Consider the following 22,031-nt stretch of genomic DNA (forward strand, 5'->3'; position numbering starts at 1 on the left):
CCCATGGATAATTTTACCACCCCAGACTTATTTGACGATCACCGCAATAACGTACAAGTAGCCGACAGCGGCCTGCGCCACTTTGGAAAAAAAACCACGTTTAGTGGCCAAGCAGTTACCGTTACCTGCCCAGACGATAACTCGTTTGCCGCCGACATACTGCATGAAAACGGCAAGGGTAAAGTACTGGTTATTGATGGCTTTGCTAGCAAACGCTTTGCTTTTATAGGCGATATTATGGCGGAGCGCGCGTTAAAAAACGGCTGGGAAGGCGTGATTATTAACGGCTGTTGCCGCGATATTGAAATACTTGCCACAATGGATTTGCCGGTTATGGCACTTGGCTCAACCCCGCGCAGTACATTAAAGCGTGGCTTTGGAGATAAAAACCAAACAGTGACCATGCTTAGTACCACAATTAACCCTAACGATTGGCTATATGCCGATGTAAATGGCTTAATTATTAGCCCTAACGCATTACTATAAACGCTACACTTGCAACCAAGTTGGTGCAACCACGCACCAACTTGGTGTGTTTTCACCTCTAAATTACGCCTTATTTAATACTTATATTTTTATAAATATCTGCTAAACCCCATACAAACCAAACAAAACCTGACCGAGCGGACAACTTTATTGCATTTGGCATTGCTTTTGCTTAGCTTTTAGGCAATATAATAGCTAACCGATTAAAAAGCGGATCAGGCTCTGTAAAATAAAAATAAGATGTTACGCAGTGGGCTGAAAAATAATAATAACTAATTCGTCTTTTTAATCACCCTAAATCTGATTATAACCAGTTGGTCAGATTTACTTTATAACGAGTGGTGATATGAGTACCAAAACAGATAATAATTTTACCGGTATTTTTTGTGACCATGGCCCTAACGCATGGCAAACACAAACCCACGGCACACTTGTAAATAAGCGCCTTGCGGTAAAAGATGTATTTGCTGTTAAAGGCGAGCGCAACAGCGCAGGTAACCCAAGCTGGTTTAAAGCAGCAAAACCTGCACAGCAAACAGCAAGTACCGTAAACAAACTAATGAATGAGGGTTGTAGCTTTACAGGCTTTACCCATACCGATGAGCTGGCCTACAGCTTAGAGGGCAATAACATTCACTATGGTGCAGCACAAAACCCAAAACTTAAAGGCCATGCAAGTGGCGGCTCAAGTATGGGCTCGGCTGCAGCTGTAGCGGCTAACTTAGCCGATATTGGCTTAGGCACTGATACTGGTGGCTCTATTAGAATACCGGCAAGTTATTGTGGCTTATTTGGCATAAGGCCAAGCCATAACGTAATTGAAAAAGATGGCCTAATACCGCTAGCGCCCCCATTTGATACCATTGGCTGGCTTACGCAAAATGCACAGCTGCTAAGTGATGTAGGCAATGTACTTTTACCAAATCAAGCTATTAATAACGTTGATACCTTAGTTATTTGCGAGCCACTATTTGAGCTGGTTGACCCTGCATTACAAGCCCCACTTAAACAATTGCTTGAAAAAACCAAACCTTATTTTAAACACCATAAAGAATTTGAACTGCCTAACAGTAGCTTATTAAGCGAACTGGCTGACAGCTTTAGAATACTGCAAGGGCGAGCAATCGCAAAAACGCACAAAGATTGGCTTCAATTGCCAGGGCAACTTCCCCAGTTTGCTCCGGCAATTGCGGCACGTTTTAACATGGCGCTTGCCCTAACCGCCCAAGAAGAGCAAGAAGCACTAAATGTACAAACCCAATGGCAAACACTAATCGCTAAAAACCTAAACACAAACAGTTGTTTATTTTTGCCAACCACACCCACAACTGCACCTAAATTGGGCGCCGACACAAGCGCCTTACGCATGCAAATAATTACCTTATCGGCCATTGCGGGCTTGAGCCGCTCGGCGCAAGTACACTTACCATTGGCTAATTTAGAAAATGGCCACCCATATGGGTTTTCATTAATGATGAGCCACGGCAACGATAAAAGCCTACTTGCCTGCGTACAACAATTAGCTGCCCACTTTAAACAGGACACACTTGCATGAGCAAACACAACATTGCCTTTACTGCCCCGCATTTTGCAGCAACCGAGGCAGGCACCTTAATACTAAAACAAGGCGGTACAGCCACCGAAGCCATGGTAGCGGCAGCGGCTGCGATTAGCGTGGTATATCCGCATATGAATTCAATTGGCGGCGACAGTTTTTGGCTTATTGATAACCCAAACCAAAGTATACCCACTGCCATTGATGCCTGCGGGCGCGCACCAAACGATATAAGCGCCTATAGCAATGAGCCACACATACCAGAGCGCGGCGGTTTAAGCGCATTGACCCAAGCTGCAACATTACGCGGCTGGCAAAAAGCCCTTGCGGTAGATGAGCACGCAGCTCTCTCACTAAGTACTATTTTAGCCCCAGCCATAAAGCTCGCGCGCGATGGCTTTACAGTATCTAAAAGCTTGCAAGCAGGCTGCGAAAAGCTTGCCACTGCTTCAAACACCAACGCTGCCTTTGAAGAACTTTACATACCTAATGGTAAACCGTTGCAAGCGGGCCAACATTTTAAAAACCCAAAACTTGCCAGTACCTTTGAGCACTTAGCCGAGCATGGCTTAAACGCCTTTTACCAAGGCCCTTTAGCAGAGTCGTTTGCAAACGATTTAGCTGCCGCAGGCAGTGCAATTACACGCGCTGATATTGCCAATACGCAGGCCGATTTAGTAACGCCGCTCAGTGCTAATTTATCGGGCATACAGTGTTATAACTTACCCGCCCCCACGCAAGGCGTACATTCTCTGCAAATAATTGGCGCTGTTAATAAACTAAAACATTTAGCCAAAACAGAGGCCGATTGGATGCACTTAATTGTTGAGGCAACCAAACAAAGCTTTACTCACCGCCCTACACTGTGGGCCGACCCAGATGCGCTAGGCGATGATTATAAAAACGCATTAACTGATGAGCGCTTAAATGCGCTTGCCAGCAATATAGATATGAGCCAAGCCAAGCAATGGCCATTTAATGCAGAGCCAGGCGATACCGTTTGGATGGCAGCACGTGATAAAAACGGCCAACTAGTGAGCTTTATTCAAAGTGTTTACTGGGAATTTGGTAGCGGCATTTTGATGAGCGAAGGCGGCTTTGTGTGGAATAACCGCGGTTTAAGTTTTAGTTTAAATAGCAACGATGCCAATGCCTTAAAAGCGCATAAAAAACCGGCTCATACACTCAACCCTGCTTTAGCAAAATTTGACGATGGTAGACGCCTTGCCTACGGCACCATGGGCGGCGAAGGCCAGCCACAAACACAAGCTGCAGTATTTAGTGGTTACGCATGGCGTAATAAATCAATTGCCCAAGCAGTAAGCGATCCGCGTTGGTTACTAGGGCGCACCTGGGGCGATACAAGCACAAATTTAAAGGTAGAGCAAAGCTTAGTAATTCAAGTTAAACATGAATTAAATCAACGTGACCACGACTGGGTAAGCGTTGATAATAACAATGAAATGATGGGTCATGCAGGTGCCATTTTAGATACGCCTACCAGCCTTGAAGCAGCCACCGATCCTCGTTCAGATGGTCGCGCAACAGTAACTACAGCAGGAACACAATGACAGAAATAATAAATCAATGGCCGATTATAGCGGCCTTAATAGCAACCGGTATTTTTGCAGGTATTTTAGCAGGCCTATTTGGTGTAGGCGGCGGCATAGTAATTGTGCCTGTGCTGTACTTTTTACTGCAAGGCTTTGGCGTAAGCCCTGAGTCGGCCATGATGATAGCCACAGCGACATCGCTTGCCACCATAGTGCCTACATCTATTTCGTCGATTCGCTCGCACCATGCCAAGGGCAATATCGACCTTGCTTTAATTAAATACTGGGCCCCGTTTATTTTGGTAATGGCCGTTATATGTAGCTACTTAGCTCATTCTATACGCGGTAATGCATTGGTACTTATGTTTGCCTGTATTGCCATTTTAGTAAGTTTAAACATGTTATTTAGAGCCGGCGCGCCTGCCCTTGTTAGTAAATTACCAGGTAAATTTGGCCAAGGCATTATGGCAAGTATTTTAGGTGGTTTATCGGTAATGATTGGCATAGGTGGCGGCACTATTGGCGTACCCATGCTAAACGCGTTTAACGTACGTGCCCATGTTGCCGTTGGCACCGCTGCTGTATTTGGCTTATTAATCGCGTTACCGGGCGTTATTACTTTATTAAGTATTGGTACTACACCCACTGATGCGCCGCTTGGCACGTGGGGCCTTGTAAACCTACCTGCTTTTATACTTATTATTCCGCTTACTATTTTGTTTGCCCCTATTGGCGTAAAAATTGGTAGCAAGCTAGATCAAAAACAATTAAAACGCGCCTTTGCCGTTGTATTAATGATAACGGGCATTCGTATGCTTATTCAGACTCTGGGAGCCTAAAACATGTTTAGCGACACGCAAATTCAAACTTTAAATCCGCCACAGCGATTACTCATGGGCCCAGGCCCAATAAACGCAGATCCACGCGTGCTACGTGCTATGTCGGCGCAGCTAATTGGCCAATACGACCCAGTAATGACCGGTTTTATGAACGAAACCATGGCCCGCTATCGCGAAATTTTTAAAACCAAAAACGAATGGACCATGTTAGTTGATGGTACATCGCGCGCAGGCATAGAAGCCGTTTTATGCTCTATTTTACGCCCAGGCGATAAAGTACTGGTGCCCATTATGGGCCGCTTTGGCCACTTGCTTGCTGAAATAGCCGAGCGCGTAGGCGCAAAAGTACACACCATAGAAGTCCCGTGGGGCGAGGTATTTACCCCCGAAAAAATAGAAAAAGCCATTGTTGATGTAAAACCCCATGTACTTGCTATGGTACAGGGCGATACCTCTACAACCATGAACCAACCCCTTGAACACATTGGCGATATTTGCCAAAAGCACGACGTATTATTTTACTGCGATGCCACCGCATCAATTGTAGGTAACGATTTACCCGCCGATGAGTGGAAACTCGATGCGCTTTCGGTTGGTTTGCAAAAATGTTTAGGTGGCCCATCTGGCTCTGCCCCTTTAACACTGAGCGATAAATGCGCCGATTGGATCCAAAAACGCAAAAAAGTAGAAGCGGGTATTCGTACCGCGCAGCATACCGACGGCACCGAGCCATTTGTACGCTCAAACTACTTTGATTTAGGCATGATCATGAATTACTGGGGCGAAGAGCGCCTTAACCACCACACCGAAGCCACCAGCATGCTGTATTGCGCATCAGAATGTGCTCGCATTGTTATTGAAGAAGGCGTAGATAACTGCGTTGCCCGCCACAAGTTACACGGTGATGCCATGCTAACGGGTATTCAAGCGCTGGGCTTAAACGTATTTGGCGACTTAAACCATAAAATGAACAACGTAGTGGGTGTTTATATACCCGAGGGCATTAATGCTGACCACGTACGCGCTCAAATGCTAACCGACTTTGGTATTGAAATAGGCACCTCGTTTGGGCCGCTGCATGGCAAAATTTGGCGTATTGGCACCATGGGTTACAACGCCCGTAAAGATGCCGTATTACAAACATTGGCAAGCCTAGATGCCTGCTTACACGCCAACGGCTATAAAGGCCCTAAAGGCGAAGCCGCTATTGCCGCCCTTGCCCATTATAAATAAAAAAAGGATTTAGCATGACGATTGCAAGCCCCCTCCATGAGCCATTATTAAGCAGTGAGCTGGCTAATAAATTTGCCGCGCGCGCGTTATTGCGCTGTAAAACGCTCAGTGCCCTATCGCAAATGCAAGGTGGCATTCACCGTGTGTATTTATCTAAAGAGCACAAAGAGTGTAACCGTGTAACTGCTGAATGGATGGCTGAGGCGGGCATGCAATCGTGGCAAGACGAAGTCGGCAATTTATGGGGGCGCTTAGCATCATCTAACCCAAACGCTAAACGATTAATTATTGGCTCACACCTAGACACCGTACCAAACGCCGGTGCATTTGATGGTATTTTAGGGGTATTACTGGGTATTGAAATAGCCGCCCTTGCACACACGCTTAAGCTTGATTTACCGTTTCATTTAGATGTAGTGGGCTTTTGTGATGAAGAAGGCACCCGCTTTGCCACCACATTAATTGGCTCAAAAGCACTGGCGAACGAGTTTGACCCCCAGTGGTTAAATATACAAGATACAAACGGCATTAGTATGCGCCAAGCCATGCTTGATTTTGGCCTAACCCCTGATGATTACGCTAAAGCCGCCCTTAACAAAAACGAATTACTCGGTTATTGGGAAACCCACATAGAGCAAGGACCAGTGCTTGAATCGGTAAACCAGGCGCTAGGCGTAGTAACCGCTATTGCTGGCGCCAAACGCGCTATGATCACCCTAACAGGCCAAAGCGGCCATGCAGGCACTACACCAATGAACTTACGCCAAGATTCGTTAGTTGGCTGCGCCGAGCTTACCCTTGCCATAGAGCAGCTAGCAAAAAACGCAAGTAATGGTGAAGTAGCCACCGTAGGGCAAATTCATGCTCGCCCAGGCGCTACAAATGTTATTGCCGGTAAAACGACTATAAGCCTAGATGCACGCGCACAAAATGATGCCGACCTAGCAGTATTACTTAATGCAATACATACCCGCGCCGATCAAATTGCTACATCGCGTAATTTAACGCTTGATTGGCAATGGACACATGCGGCCGACGCCGTAGCGTGCGACACTCAAATTCAACAATTGTTTAGCAGTGCCTGTAAATTGAATAACCAAGCCTCGCCTTCACTTGCCTCTGGCGCTGGGCACGATGCCATGGCTATTGCTCCTATTTGCCCTGTGGGCATGCTATTTATACGCAGCCCTGGCGGGATAAGCCATCACCCCGCAGAAGCTGTTATTGATGAGGATGTAACAAAAGCCCTTAGCGTAATGTACAGCGCGCTCATGCTGTATGTAAAAGAGTTAGAAAAGTAACTAACGGTTATTAAGCGCAGGGTAGGCTATGTGCTGTTAGCTTAGCCCTGCGTATTAAACGGGGCTGTGGTTATTAAGTAAAGCCAGTATTTAAAATCGGTGTTTAAAACTTAATTAAGGCTTAAGCCAAGCTCATTTAAACTCGCTTCAAAGCGCTGCCATTTTCTATTTATTTTACGCTTAGCCGATGAGCTCACGTAATTACTAATAGGAAAAAACTCAGTATTACCAATATCATCAACAACAACACACCGCTCAATGGTGCCGTTATTATTAACACACGCTATATTGCGTGGTTTTATTTCTTTGGTGATCACTAAATTGTGTAATAAATAATCTTTTAAAGTTAATAGTGGCTCGGCTAAGGCTTCACTATTTGGCTGATTTAAATAATATTCTAGCGTTTTAGCCGGCTGATTATTTGCATCAATCACTAAATCAAACACATACCCTGTGCCAATATTGGTGTGTACCGTACCATGGTATCGCGCTAACAACTGCCACTGAATATTTCGGTTACTAAGTCGCTTATAATAAGCCAGCTCTTGGTCTTGCTCTTGCGAAAACCCTTCATGGCTTACTTTTATACATAAATTATGTGCCTCAGGATGCCTGTAACACGTTCTATGCGCCCCTTTACCTACAATTAAATCGTCGTTCAATGAGATCAAACCAATTTTCGTCCTAACGTAAATTTACAAATACCAATTCGCTTAATTAAGTAACCTGTTTTGAGGATTGGTATAAAACGAGGTAAATAACACGCCATAATATTGCACGCTTAGTATTTACATCTATTAATGCAGCTTTTAATACTATGTCAGTAATAAAGTAGGTACATTCGTTAAATAAGCCGGCCATTTTAACTATAAATTAGGGTTTATCAAGGTAAATTAGCTACAGTTTGAATGTATTAAAGCCTAAGGTAGATTTGCTTTTGTATTATTATTAAAACAAATATCAGGCTATTGAGATAAGGAAGAAGAACAAAAAATTTAGATTTGTTCGCGGTAGTTAACCAAGTCTTACAAATAAATATTTAGATAGTAGAAGCCCCGTTTTTACTATCTAAATACGCCGGTATATAGCTAAACCGACTTTGTATATTTGTATTCGCATGATACAACAGCTGCACATAAGCCACTAAAAGCTAAAATACAAACTGCAGAAACTGCACCCCAAATTGACATTATCAGCACAGGTAAACCGGCATTTGGTGCAGACATAACTATTCCATTCCCTAAATCTTTAGGTGCGCCAAGGTTAGAAAAAACACCAAATAAACCAATGCAAATAGCTATAAAAAACAGTATATAACTCAAAAACCCAAGCACTCTAGAAGCGATAAGCAGGCCCTTAAGGTTTTCTGTTTTAATTGTTGAGTATGGGTAAAGTTTCATATATATCCTTAATTTAATTACTTTTATTATTTTTATTATTTTTCCTGATCGAATGTTTATTATTCACACAAGCAAACATAAAAACAAGTAGGAGCAACTTAAAATAGCTAAATTCACCAAGTAGTTAGCCAAGCATATTAAATTTATAACTAAGTATTAGATGTATATTGAAATAAGAGAATTGCTTTAGCTAACCTTCGCTAAAAACATTTATTTTGCAGTTATTCGGGTGGCTACATAAAACTAATTATAGGGCCACCCGTTTTAATTTTTATAGTTACTCAATCGTTACCTTTGCATCACTTACCCATGTTTCGGTTATCGCCTCTTCGTTTTTATCAACCAAATACGCGCGTATGCTTACGGGGTCGTTATTGCTCTGTTTGTAGTCAAATGCTAATCGCCATTGGTTGGTACCCACTATTGGGTAAGCACCAATTGGCTCCAGTATTTCGCCGTTACTGGCTTCAACAATAGGCTTTATGCCACTTTCTCTATCTAGGCCTTTAAACACTGGCCCTTCAAAATCAATCACCATTTTGTTTACGCCCTCAGGAATAGGCTGGCCAGGAATTCCGCCCTGCCCTTGGCGAGTATTAACAACACTTGCTAGGTTTTTTGATTTTGGATCGAGTGGACGCCACTCAATATCATAAGAAAAGGTAAACTCATCGCCTTTACGTACCTCTTTTTCAGGCACCCAATAAGCAACAATGTTATCAAACGTTTCATCTTTAGTTGGTATTTCGATTAGCTGCACAGCGCCTCTCCCCCAATCACCCGTAGGCTTGATCCACGCTGATGAACGCTTATTGTAAAACACGCCGTCGTCTTGGTAGTTATTAAAGTCACGATCTCTTTGGATTAAACCAAAGCCTTTAGGGTTCTCATCAATAAAGCTATTGGTCGACACCGACTGCGGATTATTTAACGGTCGCCAAATATACTGGCCCGACCCAGTATGAATCGCTAAGCCATCGCTGTCGTGAATTTCTGGGCGCCAGTCTTTAGCTACCGTTTTATCTTTTTCTGAGTACCAATACATGCTGGTTAGCGGCGCTATACCTAAGCGCTCTACATCGGCGCGCATATACAAATTAGCACTTACAGAGGTAACATGCCCTTTGGCCTCTTTGTTGTCTTTACTTAAACCAAACCGATAAGCACCTGTAACAGAGGGCCCCTCAAGCAAAGCCCACACAGACATGCTCTCACCTTTATTTTCTGCAGGGCCTAACCAAAATGCCGAAAAGCGAGGGAATTCTTCTGGCTCACTCATACCGGTATTTATTGCAATACCGCGAGCCGACAACCCATATTGCCCCTGAGGGCCATCAGTTCTAAAATAAGACGCCCCCAAAAACGATATCCAATCTGGTTTTATATCGGGGCGCATAATTCTAAAGCCTGCAAACCCAAACCCTTCTGGCAGGTCGTGGGCAGGGCTGTCGTCAGGCATATCAAAAAGCGCATTACTAAAAGGCAGTTCTTTAACGTTGTTTTTATCATCTCTGATGAAAATACTTACCGGCTCAGGAAAATATCGCCCAGGGTAAAATAATTGTACCGGTGCCTTTTCGCCATTTGGGTAGAGGGTTTCATCTTCTTTAAAGCGTATTTTCCAATGTTCGTCATAGGTGATTTTATCAATAAGCTCAGGTGCAGGCACTTCCACAGGCGTATAAGGCTTTTTGGCAGAGGCTTTTGCCATTGCTTTTAAATCTTCAAAAGTAAACTTAGCACTTGCTTGTGCTTGCGCCGCGTGTAACGACACAGAGGAGGCAATAATAGCGGCAATAAATAACTTTAACTTCATAAAAAGTATCTCTAGTAAAGGGAGTCTAAAAATAAGCGCCCACTACAAGCGCCTAACTTAAAATGCTTGTAAAGATATTACACACCGCAATATGAACTCGCGTTTACTAAAATAAGGTTATTTGGCGAAGCTTCTATGCTTAGCTGTGTTTAGGGGAGATTGTATTTGAATAGTTGCGTTTGAATAGCTGTATTAAATAAATGCGGCTGATATAACTTTTACTTAGTTAAAGCCAGTTAGTGCTTTAAAATCGAACTGCTGAACAATGCGTCACTGCTACGCTTAGTATAAATACCTGACTAGTAAAAGCCTCATAAAATTAGCTAATTAGTATGGTGTTCAGCCACTTATTTACTAATGTCTTTTCGATATTTTGTTATACCGCTGGCTATTTCCTTCCACCAGTTGTTAGCCCCAAAATGCAAAAACTTATACTTAGTTGGTTTAACTCTGCCTGCGTTTGCAATTATTAACTTTGATAACTGCTCAATATCATAGCCAGTCCACTCAGGTATTGGCTGTGCAAAATTCTGATTAACAGCAGGGTAAACCTCATTCCAGTAGATATACTCTAATTCTAAAATTGAATACTTAGATTTAGCACACGTAGCTATAGCGTTTTCTAGCTCATCAGATGGCTCAATATCCATCCAAAACATTTGCAACGCATCCCAAATAGGTTTTCTATCTTCTGAATCTAATCGCGGATTATCCATAAGCCACTCACGCCTTGTAAAGTTTAAAAATAAAACCTGCCATTAGTAACAAAGTGAACTATTTTCTGTGTTCAGCTATTTAAGTATGCTTGTTATTGCTACAGGTTAAATAGCTTTTCGCATTTTATTTAATAACTCGTAGCATGCTTTATACAACAGTATTTCCATGTCTTTTGTATGATACAAAGGGCCCCAGCGAAAGAATCCTCTTAAGCTAATTTTTTTAGCAATAAATTCGCGCCATGTAATAGACTTGGAAACACTAAACGTTTTAATCGTCTTGTTGTGCTCAATGTTATACAAGCGCGACACTAATTTAACTTTTGGTCGCCAAAAAAGCGGAATAATAGCAGTATCAAAATCCACAGGGAATGCATCGCCACCATGCAAAGTAACTATAACCACATCTAAACCAATATCTGACTTTTTGGGCTCTTTAATAGACGAAATACTATGAAGGCAAAATACCTCTTCAAGCTTTTAATGGATATTAAGTTTAATTCACTGGATATTTCATAGCTTCAAGTTTACGCTGCTTATCTGGATCAACGATTATGATAGTTGAATAACTCTTATAATTACCCACTTTAGATTCATCTGTAACCCATACAATCCAATCTGAAAAAGAATTATCATTTACATCTGCTAGTGCAACTACTTCAAGAATGAAAGTCCATTCATCAGTCTGTAACTCTGCAATGTTATGCCCAGCATGGCTATTTTTCGGAAAAAGTGATCCAAGTGTATGCGATTCTTTACTGCTTACTCTATACAAAGATGAAGGAAAAGTTCGAAGATCTAATTGATCTTTCAATCTTCTACCAAAATTTAAATCAGTACCTTCTTTTGGCTCTATTGAAGTTGATTTAATGAGAATATCTAAAGCTTCGCAAATCAAATACTCACTTTTAACAAGTTGATTATGGACTGACTCTTCAATGCTATACTTTGAGTTCAATAAAAAATATGAGTTGCAGCTTTTAGCTTTTTCACCGTTACTAAACATTAAACCAGTGCGATTTATTTCTAAGGAGTTATCCAGGTTTTTATAAGATACCTTTAGAGTGTTATTTAATATGTCTTTATCTTGGTGCAGGTCAGCATTTGTACAGCCAACTAAAAACAAAATGCTTAAATAGGCTTCAATTTTCATTATATTTTTTCCAGTAAAGCAGCTTCTTTTCTTCTTCTTGTAGGGTAAGCATCACCAAATGACTTTAATATTTTGATAGCTTCCTTCCAATCCTGTGATGTTACCGCTTTCCAAAATTTGGGGGTAGTTGAACTTAAACCGATGCCATATTGAAACGAAACAGAAGTAATAACTGTTTGAGCTTGGTGAGGTATATCAATGAATTTTTTTTTATTCCCCAGAGCGCTATTATACTTTAATTTCAATTGATTAATATGAGATGATTTTACTGCCTTGTCTATTTCTTTAGCTTGAATTAGGCTAATCATAAGAGGAGATTTTTTAAGTATGGCTTCAGCACTTTTACCTTTAGCCCCTAAATAGGGTTTTAACTTATTCATCAAAAGCGGGTTTATTCTCAAAGCCCTGAGCTCGGCCTCATTTCGTTGACCAAGGTCGAAACCTGTAGCTATCGTAACTCCGCTTTTACTAACTTCGGGAGCAGGCACATAGCCTTTTGTATTGCAGCCACCTTCAAGATCACTTAGAAATTTATAGTCTATATTTTCTGGCATAAAACCTCCTTATCTTATTTATAATATCGAATTCAATCAATAATCATACTAAATAAATCTAGTGTAAACAAGTAATTAGAGCTGTTATAAAAGTGACTTTTTAAAAAGGTAAAAAACCGTGTTTAATAAGTTATTGGGTTGGTGTTGCTAATTAGAGTAAAGGTTGTGGGATATATACATAGTTCGTTTTAACATAGGTTTACAGCGCTGCCTTTGCACCATTATCTAGATTGTTTAATTAGCCTCAAAGTTTACTTTATTAAAATACGGGTTTTGTGTGAGGGCTTTAAGTAGACTAATTGTAGTGAGCACAATAAGCTTTAGCTCGCCATTTACGTTAATGGCAATGCACTCTTGTTTGAGTGCATTGCGTTTTGTATCAGTTGCTACACCACATACACTATCACCATTTTTTAATATAAGCTCAATGCGTAAATGGTGCATACAGGCAATTTCGATGTAGTCGTATTGGTGGCAACTGATCATAATGCCCTCTTTATATTATTTAGCTGGCTTAAGTAGCATTAAAGTGGCAATAACAATTAGGTTGCCTACATACCATAAATCTTTAATTACAAATTGCCCTAAACGCTCTAATAACGTGCTTGAGCTAAACGCGCCGTTTGCGGTAATTAAAAATGTTTGGGTCATTAAAAATACGCTTAAACACGCTAAGCCACTAACAATAATAAGCTTTTTATTGTTAAGTAAAATGCCTATGCCAAGTAACACTGCAAATAATACATCAAACCCACCAATTACGTTTGATGCGCCTTGTACGCTAAATACCGTGTATAACCACGACATAAACGGTGAGGTTTCTACAAGTCCTACAATGGCTTTGGCTTCAAACTCATAAAATTTCATGCCGCCAATCCACAGTAAAACCATAGCAACCGGTATAAAGTTTAAAAGTACGTGTTGTTTGTCTGTTAGTTTATTTTTATAAAACAAAAATAAATACAAAGGGATAACAGCAAAGTATTTAATTATGCCTTGCCCACTGCCAATAATTGGAAAGCCACCTAACTGTGCCATCCAGCGGTTACTGGCAAATAAGGTAAGTAAAGGCACTATGCTAACAACTAACACGAGTATAAGTGCAGGCACAGGCTTTATTAATTTTAAATGCGCAGCTAAGGTGGTGACTGCCAACGCAATCATAGCGCTGCCTGTGAGCAAACCTAATGTATTTACACTGAGTAAGGTATCAAGTTCATAAAAACTAAAGGTAGCTGAGAGTGTGTTTGGATTTGCACCTAAAGCAAACGATACACCAAGTAATGCAAAGCTGAGTGTAAGTAAAAAGGTGAGTGCGTTATTTGTGTGTGTTATGTTCATTGTGTGCCCATTAAATCTGTAATGGCTAATAAAGACCTAATTTTTACAAAAAGTGATTCAACTAAAGTTAAATTTTTTAAATACAAGGAAGGACATTTTGGTTTTTACGTTTACAAAATCCACGCCCGAAAAGAGGTTTAACCTGAGCTTTGGTTAAGAGATTTAGATATAGTTGGCTAGTAATGTTACTGGGTCTGTTTTCTCTAGCTAGAAATTTTAAGTGAAAACAAGGCGAATTTGCGCGTCAATAGCTAGCCTATTGCAAGTAAATTCAACGCAGTTAGCGCTAAAAATAGCTGCTTGAGATAGATTTATTAGCCAAGGTTCAGGTTATTAATTATGTCTTAGAAAACTTACTATGGTAGAGCACCTTGAGGTGGCCGGCTTATTTTTAACTGAGCAACAGCATAATGAAAGGGTTGACGAGCAATACGATTGCTCTCATCTCATACAGTTTAATGGTGATACTATAGGTACGCTAAAGTACAAGGTATCGGGTAGCCACATTGAAATAATGCAATTACAAATACACCCCAACCATCAAAATAAAGGCTACGGCAGAGGCGTTATTGAGCAAGTAATTAAAACTGCAAAGTTAAAGCCTATCAAACTAACAGTACTTAAAAACAACCCTGCTAAAACACTTTATACTCAACTAGGCTTTAAGATCACTGGGGAAGATAACTATGAGTACCATATGCAAACCCAGCCAATTAATAACTCCCGCCTTAAAACCTAATCACTTTGATTTTTAAAATCTTTTTTTCTGAAAATGGTTAGGTGCCAGCCCCATTTAAGCGAGCCTAGCCTTAAAAATACCGTAGAAAACAATGAGCCTAAAATACACCAAATATAATCAATACTTAAAGTAAACAACGCTGCATATACAAGGCCACCAATTAAACAGGCTGAGGCATAAGGCTCGTTTCGCATAACCGAGGGCAACTCACGACAAATTACATCGCGTATAAGCCCACCAAAAATACCGGTTGTTACACCCATAGTAATGGCGATTAACATACCTGTGCCGCTAATCAGCGCTTTTTCGATCCCCATAATATTAAACAAACCCATGCCTATGGCATCGACGAATAAAAAATAAAAGTTATTTACATGAGGCAAGTAACGTACAAATAATATTGTGGCTACAATGGCGGCGTAAGTTGAGTATAAATATTCGGGCGTAGCAATCCAAAATACAGGCTTATTTAGCAAAATGTCTCTGAGAGTACCGCCGCCAAGTGCAGTGACAGTAGCCACCACAACCACCCCAAAACCACTTATGTTTTTTTCGTAGCCTAGCAGTGCTCCTGCAACCGCAAAAAAAGCCACTCCGAGCAGCCCCAGCACCATAAAGTATTCAGCAGTCATGTGCATTCCCTTTTAAATTTTATACATTGGTGTATCAATTTATATGCCAGATGTAATTAGCAAAAGCCAAAAGCGAGGATTGAAAGTACTATTAAAAACAATTAGTTAATAAATTTTTGATAAAATTAATGATGGGTTATTGTGATATGCGATATTTAAAAAAGTAATTATTTTAAAAGTGAGTAGTTTTTACACATTTTTTATAAGTAGGACTGTAAATTAAGTTATTGCGATTAACCCATTCATAATAAGCTAAATAGCCAACAAAAAGAGACTCTAAAATTAATAGGCTTATACCCTTCCAACTTGCAGAATCTAGGTATATAAAAATGAAACAGATGCAAATCAATGTCCAAAATGTGTTAGCTAAAGCTAATAATTTAATGATCAAAAAGCTTCTTTTTCTTTTAGAAGCCAACAATAATGCCAGCGCACCATAAAGCATATTAGCTGCTGTAATAAATTGAAGGATATATAGAGGTAAAGAATAAACTTCGTGAAACCATCCTTGAAAACTAAACAACGTTAAACCTGCAAGTAGCCCTGCGACACCGTCAAGAAAGAGTATGTCGAATTTTTTATATGTAACCACTTTTAGTATCTTTCAGCTTTTAGTTGAGCTGCCTTTTTTAGTGCCCACCAGCCAATTATTAGGCTCATTAGTATACGTACGGGAAAGTAAATAACGGCTGGAATGCCGAATAACCAATTGGCAAAGCCTTCGGGCATTACATAAAACGCAACCTGCTTCACCCAATATATAAACTCTACATACTGCGCTAAAAAGTCATTAAGCGATAAGCTCAAAAATGCTAAATTATTACTGATTAAAACCCAAAGTGCATACAAGCCAAGCAGGCCATCGCCCACACTGCCAATATAAGATGAGTAACCAATAAATAATAACAAGCCGCGCATGGTAAGTCCTTGTTAGCTGTATCGTTAAGTTAAATAATAAACTCGCTTAGTTAGTTACAGCCTTTGTTGGTTTTAGCTAGCTGAACGTCATGCACACTTGCATGTGCACCACAGTAAAAAATATAGTTAGAACAATGGTAGTTTTCATCCTTAATATTTAAACCATTCTCATCAAATTCTAGCTCAAACTTACAGTTAATGTCGTATTCGGGCTCTTGTTCTTCAAACACCAGTTTTTTATCCTTTAGTACTAAAGGTAATGGTTCTGTAGTTCCCTCAAGCGGCGCTGTGATAGTGCAAATATGAAAGTTGTAGCCCCATATAAGGCCTTCTGTAAAATATTTTTCGCCTTCTTTGAATATATTTATGTAACTCGTTTTTAGTTTAAAATGCTCATTACTTTCGCCTCCATCTTTGTTGAGCATAGGAGTCGCGCTCGTTATTTTATCCGTTGTGGAATAACATCCTTCAAATGAGCTTGCATGTGAATATTCACTAAAGAGCACACTTGCTAGCATCAAAAACCTTAAAGCCTGTATGCTCATTACTGCTCCTTGCTGCGCTGTTAATCTTCGTCAAAAAAACGGCCACTATCATCTGTCATTTTTACTGGCAGGCCGTTATCTACCATAAAATAGTAAAAACGTAGGTCGTCAATTAAATCTGGAGCGGTTATTTCAATATCTTGGTATGTCGCGTTTTTAAACTTAAATCGTAAAATATGCTCAAAACGCTTAGTTTGGCAATAAAGCACTTCTTCTAGCTCAGACACTTTTATATTTATGCCGAGTAGTTCAAACTCGCCATTTACAATTTCAATTGCATGAGCCTGTTCTGTGTTTGCACAATACCACTGTGAAAAAAACCTCAATAATACAAACGCAAAGAGGTATAAAAATTGATGCAGCAAAGGCTGTTCAATAAATACCTCTACCCAAAATAAAACTATAACTGCGATAAATGTGTTGAAACCAAGCGTCCAAAGTAGTTTTGCGCTGGGTGTTTTTTTGTACCTTGTTAGTTTTTTCATAAATCCCTTTAAAGTATTATCCTTCGCTGAGTATTGCTATTGCTATTGCTAAATATTACTCACTTTTGTTCCCGCTATATGATCGTGTAAACAGCGTTTATCTTTTCCTAATATAAATGCAGGGTTTACAAATCCAGCAATAAACTGACCTACCGAAGGGACTAGTGATAGCAGCTGCATAGGTAACATGCGTTTAAAGTAAATAGTTGTAAAACTTGCTTGTGTGCCGTCTAGGTTTTCTATACGAATAGACATGCAGTATTTACCAATAGTTTGTCCGCGGTGATACATAAGGTAACCATGAAGCACTAACATAGAAAACACACCGAAGCCCCATAAAAATGCCGTTAAACTCAGATTTGGTTGGCTTAAACTTTCAAAACCGATATACATTATTACAGGTATAAAAACCGCTATACCTAATAGGCCGTCAATAATAGCAGCAACAAGCCTGTCCCCGCGTGATGCTTTTTCTCCCGCTATTTTTAGGTCGGCATTGTGTGCGGGCTCTTGCGCTTCTCGGGTTTTTATAAGCTCGTCTATTTCTTTTGCGCGCTCAGGAAAGCGTTCTCGGTCAATGACTTTTGCGCTGGAGTAAAGTTCATCTAATGTGTAGGTAGAAAAGTCTATTGGGGTATCCATGCTTGGGGTATTCCTTTACGTGATTTAACCCAAAGTAGCATAGCTTTAGTAATTCATTCAATAATCTATGTAAAAAATCTAGTTCAACATTTAGCTTTTTGAGCATAAAAAATGGCGCTAAAAAGCGCCATTCAAAAAACAATTAAATTAAAGCGCTAGGCTTAAAATTTTCTTCGCTTTAGCTATGTCAATATCGCCATGTTCGCCAAGGGCTGTCATGCCGTTACGCTCAAGGTTGTTGGCAACGGCTTCAACCGCGTCTTCACCTAGGTCGTAATCGCCAAGTTTTGTTTTAATGCCCATTTGCTCAAAAAAGTCTTGAGTATGTTTAATGGTTGCATCAATCAGCTCGTTTTTGTCTTGCATATCAAGGCCAAATACACGCTCACCTAACTGAATAATTTTAGCGCGTTTTTGCTCTTGCTGAACAAACATAAGCGGCGGTAATACAATTGCAAGTGTTACAGCGTGATCTAAGCTATAAAGCGCTGTTAGCTCGTGGCCAATCATATGCGTAGACCAATCTTGCGGTACGCCTTGGCCAATTAAGCCATTTAGTGCCATCGTTGCCGACCACATTACGTTTGCACGAACATCGTAATCTTCTGGGTTTTCAAGGGCTTTAGGGCCTTGCTCAATTAGCGTAGATAAAATGCCTTCAGCAAAACGGTCTTGCAGTGGCGCATTAACTGGGTACGTTAAGTATTGCTCAATAACATGTACAAACGCATCAACTACACCGTTAGAAATTTGGCGAGTTGGCAGTGAGAATGTATACGTAGGATCAAGCACGGCAAATTGCGGTTGCACTATTGGCGTACCAAAGGCACGTTTTTGCTGGGTTTCTTTACGGGTAACAACCGAGTTACCGTTGCTTTCTGAGCCTGTAGCCGGAAGCGTTAATACCGCGCCAATAGGTAATGCACTTTTTACTTCTGCGCCATTAACTAAAATATCCCAGCCGTCGCCTTCGTATTTTGCTGCTGCCGCTACGTATTTAGCGCCGTCGATAACACTACCGCCGCCTACAGCTAATATAAAGCTAACGTTTTGCTCTTTCACAATTTCTACAGCTTTTGAAAGTGTTTCGTAAGTTGGGTTTGGCTCAACTCCCGAAAACTCCACAAAGTCCACACCTTCAAGTGCATTTACTACATCGTCATATACGCCGTTCTTTTTGATCGAACCGCCACCGTATAAAAACATGACCTTGCCTTGGCTTGGTACGCGGCTTGCGATCTCATTAATTTGATCTTTGCCGAATAAAATCTCGGTGCGGTTTTTAAATGCAAAATTTAACATATTTGTACTCTACTTGGTTACGGGGCTCAGCCCCTGGTGCTCATTGCTTTATAAAATGGGAATTAATAGTTAACTTTCAAGTAATTAATTACCTATTTTATAAATTAAATATTAAAACGTTTAATGTCTAACTGAACGAGCGCAAGTGTACGCGCACTTTACAATAACTAGAATTCAGTTAATCTTGCTTTACCCATCGGATTTCTGATACCTAATGTTTTATGTCTTATTTTGTACAATTACGCACCTTTGTTGAAGTATATCGTTGTAAAAACATCTCTCGGGCTGCTAAAAATTTGGGGCTGTCGCAACCGGCTGCAACCGCGCATATACAAACAATGGAGTCGGTGGTAGGTAAATCGTTATTTGAGCGGCGTCACCGAGGTGTAGAGCCAAGTAATGCCGCCCACGATTTAGCAGGCCAAGTGGCAAATCACCTTGATGCTATAGAGCAAAAAGTCGCCTCTGTACGCACCCGTTCAAACGATGTGAGCGGAACGATTACACTAGCCGGGCCCGCCGAATATATTAGTTATGTTGCCTCTGCACAGCTGGCAAATTTGTTACAAGCAGGCAATGTTGATGTGGTCGTGCTGCCTGGTAATCGTGAGCAAATTTATTCAGCGCTCGACACCGGCGTTGCCGATATGGCTATTACAGCCTCCCTGCCCGATAACAAAATTTACGACTTTGAAGTGCTCGACAGCGAAGAGCTAGTACTGGTGGCGCACCGTTTATTAGCGCAAAGCTTAGAGGGACAAACCATTACGCCAGCACTTTTAAATACGCTGCCGGTGGTCAGTTACGACAGTCAATTACCGCTTATACGCCAGTATTTTGATACTGTATTTAAACAAAGCTGTACGTCAAAAATAATTGCCCGCTGCCGCGACATACGCGCGCTCGCCGGCATAGTAAGAACCGGTGTAGGCTATACCGTGCTGCCTGATTATATATGTCATGACGATATTCAATCGGGTAGATTAATTAAACTTGGTCCGCAAGGGCCGGAAAACAATTTGTACTTAGCGTGGCGTAAAGGGGCGCTTGCTCACCCGCGGCTTAATTATGCCCGCGATGTGTTAATGGCTTTTTCTAATATTAATAAATACGCAAAATAGTTTTTTAACTTATACCAATCCGCATAATTAAGTGATCTATTTTGAGGATGGGTAAACGTGATGATAGCAAGGCAAAAAATTCGCTATTTAGTTGTTCTAAATGAGAATTTTTTAACGCAGATAGCGACACGTTTAGCCCCTGAAAATGATTATATATTATTACGGATTGGTATTGAACGCTGGTTATTTAATAAAATAGCCAACCGCGCGCCATTGCCCACTGCTTTTACTTAATGTAAGGGTTTCAACCGCAAGCCTTGCTGAAAATTGCGTTTTAAATTGCACAATAAGGTATTTACCTTGCGGGGCACCAGGTAAAGATGAGTAAGCATTAGCACTTATTTGTTCTCGCGTAGCCACTTTACCTAGTGGCGCACGCACTGTGTTTAGGGCGCTTTTCCAGTTTGCTTTACTTAATTGTGATTTAAATAGCGCATCGGCTTGTTGCCAACTTTTTGTGTATTCACCCGCATCAATTAACTGTAACCAGTTTATTGCTACGGGCATATTTTTAGTGGTTTCGGACCACACTGAGCAGCTTATAAACAAGCATAAAATTAAAATGAGGGGTTTCATCATTCTTCCTTTTAATCTGGCGTTAAAAGTAAATATAGATACTCCAAATTACAACACATTGGTTAAATGGTTAACCCCTAATATTAAAAACTTTTGCAAATAAGTGCCTTACTCTCCTTTAATTTTTAAAACCTGCGCGTAAGTGCAATCGCTCAACATAGAAAAACCATGCGAGGCTTGCTCTTGGCCTATTACAAATGGATGCTCCGCCTCGGGGGCTCTATTTTTAAGTTGCTTTATGCGCTCAAACGAACCATCGCGTTTAGGGTGGTTTGATATAAACACATCTACACCGGCTTGCATTGCCACATTGCCAAAACGTTTAGCGGCAACACTGTAAGCGCTAATTCGCTCAATATCAGGCCCATAGTTTAGCCCAGTCCCTCCCCACAGGCTTAGCATATGTTTTTTGCCGTTATCATATACTGGGAACAACAACGAAATAGTGCCAGGGGTGTGTCCAGGCGTTAAATAAACGCCAATGCTAGTATCGCCAAGCGTAATTGTATCTGCCTCTTTTGTGCTTATATCTCTTGTTGGCCGTTTGCCCCAACGTGGGCTTTCAAAATCAAGCTTTGGTTGTTCTAAGCGTCGCCACTCAACCTCACTCATTACAACACGCGGTTTGTATTTATTAACTAAGTACTCTTGCCCACCGTAATGATCACCATGCCCATGGCTAATAATTAAATACTTAATATCTTCGGGGTTTAAGCCTAGTTTAAGCAAACCTTTTTCAATGTAATTTTTAGCTTGTTCGTTGTTATTTAGCGCATCAATAACAATAAGCCCTTGTGATGTTTTAACTACCCAACTTGCCACTCCACCAGTACCTACATAATAAAGGTTGTCAAACACTTGTGTAGGTTCAATCGTTGATGAACGCCGTTTACTACCCAACTTTTTACTGCGCTTTTTACCTTCATTATTAGTACGAACACGCTTTGTTAAATCACGTAACGGGTTTTGTATATCGCATAGGCTTGTTAACCCCGGAAACTCATCAGCGTACTGCATGCCTTTTTCGACATAATCTTGCGCTGTTAATTGTGTATTTTGCGCAATAGCCGGGTACGTAGCTAAAAAGCTAAGTACCACAGCAGATAATATAAACTTTGGCATAA

The 22,031-nt window shown here is 40.8% G+C and carries 26 protein-coding genes; 8 read left to right on the forward strand and 18 right to left on the reverse strand.

Features of this window, described 5'->3' with window-relative positions; translation table 11 throughout:
• The first annotated feature begins 3 nt into the window (after positions 1-3).
• The 6 genes from EJ103_RS18605 (at position 4) to EJ103_RS18630 (ending at position 6,967) form a co-directional block, all read left to right on the forward strand.
• Positions 4-486 (forward strand): putative 4-hydroxy-4-methyl-2-oxoglutarate aldolase, encoded by a 483-nt coding sequence (locus tag EJ103_RS18605; protein ID WP_126009280.1) that lies wholly within the window; start codon positions 4-6, stop codon positions 484-486.
• A gap of 346 nt (positions 487-832) precedes the next feature.
• A complete protein-coding gene (locus tag EJ103_RS18610; protein ID WP_126009282.1) occupies positions 833-2,041 on the forward strand; it encodes an amidase family protein in 1,209 nt (402 codons plus the stop codon).
• A complete protein-coding gene (locus EJ103_RS18615; RefSeq protein WP_126009284.1) occupies positions 2,038-3,612 on the forward strand; it encodes a gamma-glutamyltransferase in 1,575 nt (524 codons plus the stop codon). Before EJ103_RS18610 ends, EJ103_RS18615 begins: the two co-directional genes overlap by 4 nt.
• A complete protein-coding gene (locus EJ103_RS18620; protein ID WP_126009286.1) occupies positions 3,609-4,433 on the forward strand; it encodes a sulfite exporter TauE/SafE family protein in 825 nt (274 codons plus the stop codon). Before EJ103_RS18615 ends, EJ103_RS18620 begins: the two co-directional genes overlap by 4 nt.
• Positions 4,434-4,436: 3 nt before the next feature.
• Positions 4,437-5,666, forward strand: a complete 1,230-nt coding sequence (locus EJ103_RS18625) for an alanine--glyoxylate aminotransferase family protein (protein ID WP_126009288.1) — start codon at positions 4,437-4,439, stop codon at positions 5,664-5,666.
• A 14-nt stretch (positions 5,667-5,680) separates the two neighbouring features.
• Positions 5,681-6,967 carry an allantoate amidohydrolase gene (locus tag EJ103_RS18630; RefSeq protein WP_126009290.1) on the forward strand — a complete coding sequence of 429 codons (1,287 nt, stop codon included), beginning with the start codon at positions 5,681-5,683 and terminating at the stop codon, positions 6,965-6,967.
• Positions 6,968-7,077: 110 nt separating this feature from the next.
• Here the strand turns inward: EJ103_RS18630 and EJ103_RS18635 are convergent, their stop codons facing one another.
• From EJ103_RS18635 to EJ103_RS18675, 9 genes are all read right to left on the reverse strand, one after another.
• Positions 7,078-7,629, reverse strand: coding sequence for a YrbL family protein (locus tag EJ103_RS18635; protein ID WP_164521654.1), 552 nt, complete (start codon positions 7,627-7,629; stop codon positions 7,078-7,080).
• Positions 7,630-8,055: 426 nt separating this feature from the next.
• Positions 8,056-8,367, reverse strand: coding sequence for a hypothetical protein (locus EJ103_RS18640; RefSeq protein WP_126009294.1), 312 nt, complete (start codon positions 8,365-8,367; stop codon positions 8,056-8,058).
• A 277-nt stretch (positions 8,368-8,644) separates the two neighbouring features.
• Positions 8,645-10,183 carry a glucan biosynthesis protein gene (locus EJ103_RS18645; protein ID WP_126009296.1) on the reverse strand — a complete coding sequence of 513 codons (1,539 nt, stop codon included), beginning with the start codon at positions 10,181-10,183 and terminating at the stop codon, positions 8,645-8,647.
• Between the two features lie 347 nt (positions 10,184-10,530).
• A complete protein-coding gene (locus EJ103_RS18650; RefSeq protein ID WP_064387087.1) occupies positions 10,531-10,899 on the reverse strand; it encodes a hypothetical protein in 369 nt (122 codons plus the stop codon).
• Between the two features lie 105 nt (positions 10,900-11,004).
• Positions 11,005-11,304: a hypothetical protein gene (locus tag EJ103_RS18655; protein ID WP_241232315.1), complete on the reverse strand. Its 300-nt coding sequence runs from the start codon at positions 11,302-11,304 to the stop codon at positions 11,005-11,007.
• 91 nt (positions 11,305-11,395) lie between these two features.
• Entirely contained in the window at positions 11,396-12,052 is a 657-nt protein-coding gene (locus EJ103_RS18660) for a hypothetical protein (RefSeq protein ID WP_126009298.1), read from the reverse strand.
• Positions 12,052-12,606 carry a pesticin C-terminus-like muramidase gene (locus tag EJ103_RS18665; RefSeq protein WP_126009301.1) on the reverse strand — a complete coding sequence of 185 codons (555 nt, stop codon included), beginning with the start codon at positions 12,604-12,606 and terminating at the stop codon, positions 12,052-12,054. Before EJ103_RS18665 ends, EJ103_RS18660 begins: the two co-directional genes overlap by 1 nt.
• 234 nt (positions 12,607-12,840) lie before the next feature.
• A complete protein-coding gene (locus EJ103_RS18670) occupies positions 12,841-13,092 on the reverse strand; it encodes a Rho-binding antiterminator (protein ID WP_126009303.1) in 252 nt (83 codons plus the stop codon).
• A gap of 15 nt (positions 13,093-13,107) precedes the next feature.
• Positions 13,108-13,947 carry a DUF417 family protein gene (locus tag EJ103_RS18675; protein WP_126009306.1) on the reverse strand — a complete coding sequence of 280 codons (840 nt, stop codon included), beginning with the start codon at positions 13,945-13,947 and terminating at the stop codon, positions 13,108-13,110.
• 358 nt (positions 13,948-14,305) lie between these two features.
• On the opposite strand from EJ103_RS18675, the gene EJ103_RS18680 reads away from it, so the two are divergent.
• Complete coding sequence (locus EJ103_RS18680) at positions 14,306-14,686, forward strand: GNAT family N-acetyltransferase (RefSeq protein WP_164521655.1); 381 nt, start codon at positions 14,306-14,308, stop codon at positions 14,684-14,686.
• Here the strand turns inward: EJ103_RS18680 and EJ103_RS18685 are convergent.
• The 7 genes from EJ103_RS18685 to EJ103_RS18715 all read right to left on the reverse strand — a co-directional run bounded on the left by EJ103_RS18685 (position 14,683) and on the right by EJ103_RS18715 (position 19,210).
• Entirely contained in the window at positions 14,683-15,318 is a 636-nt protein-coding gene (locus tag EJ103_RS18685; protein WP_126009309.1) for a trimeric intracellular cation channel family protein, read from the reverse strand. The genes EJ103_RS18680 and EJ103_RS18685 overlap by 4 nt on opposite strands.
• A gap of 172 nt (positions 15,319-15,490) precedes the next feature.
• The gene (locus EJ103_RS18690; RefSeq protein WP_121638325.1) at positions 15,491-15,910 is read right to left on the reverse strand and encodes a hypothetical protein; all 420 of its coding nucleotides are present in this window, start codon (positions 15,908-15,910) and stop codon (positions 15,491-15,493) included.
• Positions 15,911-15,912: 2 nt separating this feature from the next.
• Positions 15,913-16,236, reverse strand: coding sequence for a hypothetical protein (locus EJ103_RS18695; RefSeq protein WP_126009311.1), 324 nt, complete (start codon positions 16,234-16,236; stop codon positions 15,913-15,915).
• Between the two features lie 50 nt (positions 16,237-16,286).
• A complete protein-coding gene (locus tag EJ103_RS18700; RefSeq protein ID WP_241232316.1) occupies positions 16,287-16,781 on the reverse strand; it encodes a hypothetical protein in 495 nt (164 codons plus the stop codon).
• 20 nt (positions 16,782-16,801) lie between these two features.
• Positions 16,802-17,266 (reverse strand): hypothetical protein, encoded by a 465-nt coding sequence (locus tag EJ103_RS18705; protein WP_055018918.1) that lies wholly within the window; start codon positions 17,264-17,266, stop codon positions 16,802-16,804.
• 48 nt (positions 17,267-17,314) lie between these two features.
• Positions 17,315-17,908, reverse strand: coding sequence for an RDD family protein (locus tag EJ103_RS18710; RefSeq protein ID WP_064387094.1), 594 nt, complete (start codon positions 17,906-17,908; stop codon positions 17,315-17,317).
• A 147-nt stretch (positions 17,909-18,055) separates the two neighbouring features.
• A complete protein-coding gene (locus tag EJ103_RS18715; RefSeq protein ID WP_004587069.1) occupies positions 18,056-19,210 on the reverse strand; it encodes an iron-containing alcohol dehydrogenase in 1,155 nt (384 codons plus the stop codon).
• Between the two features lie 221 nt (positions 19,211-19,431).
• Here EJ103_RS18715 and EJ103_RS18720 point away from each other — a divergent pair, with 221 nt between their 5' ends.
• Positions 19,432-20,331 carry a LysR family transcriptional regulator gene (locus tag EJ103_RS18720; protein ID WP_126009314.1) on the forward strand — a complete coding sequence of 300 codons (900 nt, stop codon included), beginning with the start codon at positions 19,432-19,434 and terminating at the stop codon, positions 20,329-20,331.
• Between the two features lie 183 nt (positions 20,332-20,514).
• On the opposite strand, the gene EJ103_RS18730 is transcribed toward EJ103_RS18720, so the two are convergent.
• Positions 20,515-20,910 (reverse strand): DUF4019 domain-containing protein, encoded by a 396-nt coding sequence (locus EJ103_RS18730; RefSeq protein ID WP_241232317.1) that lies wholly within the window; start codon positions 20,908-20,910, stop codon positions 20,515-20,517.
• A gap of 105 nt (positions 20,911-21,015) precedes the next feature.
• Complete coding sequence (locus EJ103_RS18735; protein WP_126009316.1) at positions 21,016-22,029, reverse strand: MBL fold metallo-hydrolase; 1,014 nt, start codon at positions 22,027-22,029, stop codon at positions 21,016-21,018.
• Positions 22,030-22,031 lie beyond the last annotated feature (2 nt).

The organism is Pseudoalteromonas sp. Xi13, from assembly GCF_003952205.1.
GTDB lineage: Bacteria > Pseudomonadota > Gammaproteobacteria > Enterobacterales > Alteromonadaceae > Pseudoalteromonas > Pseudoalteromonas atlantica.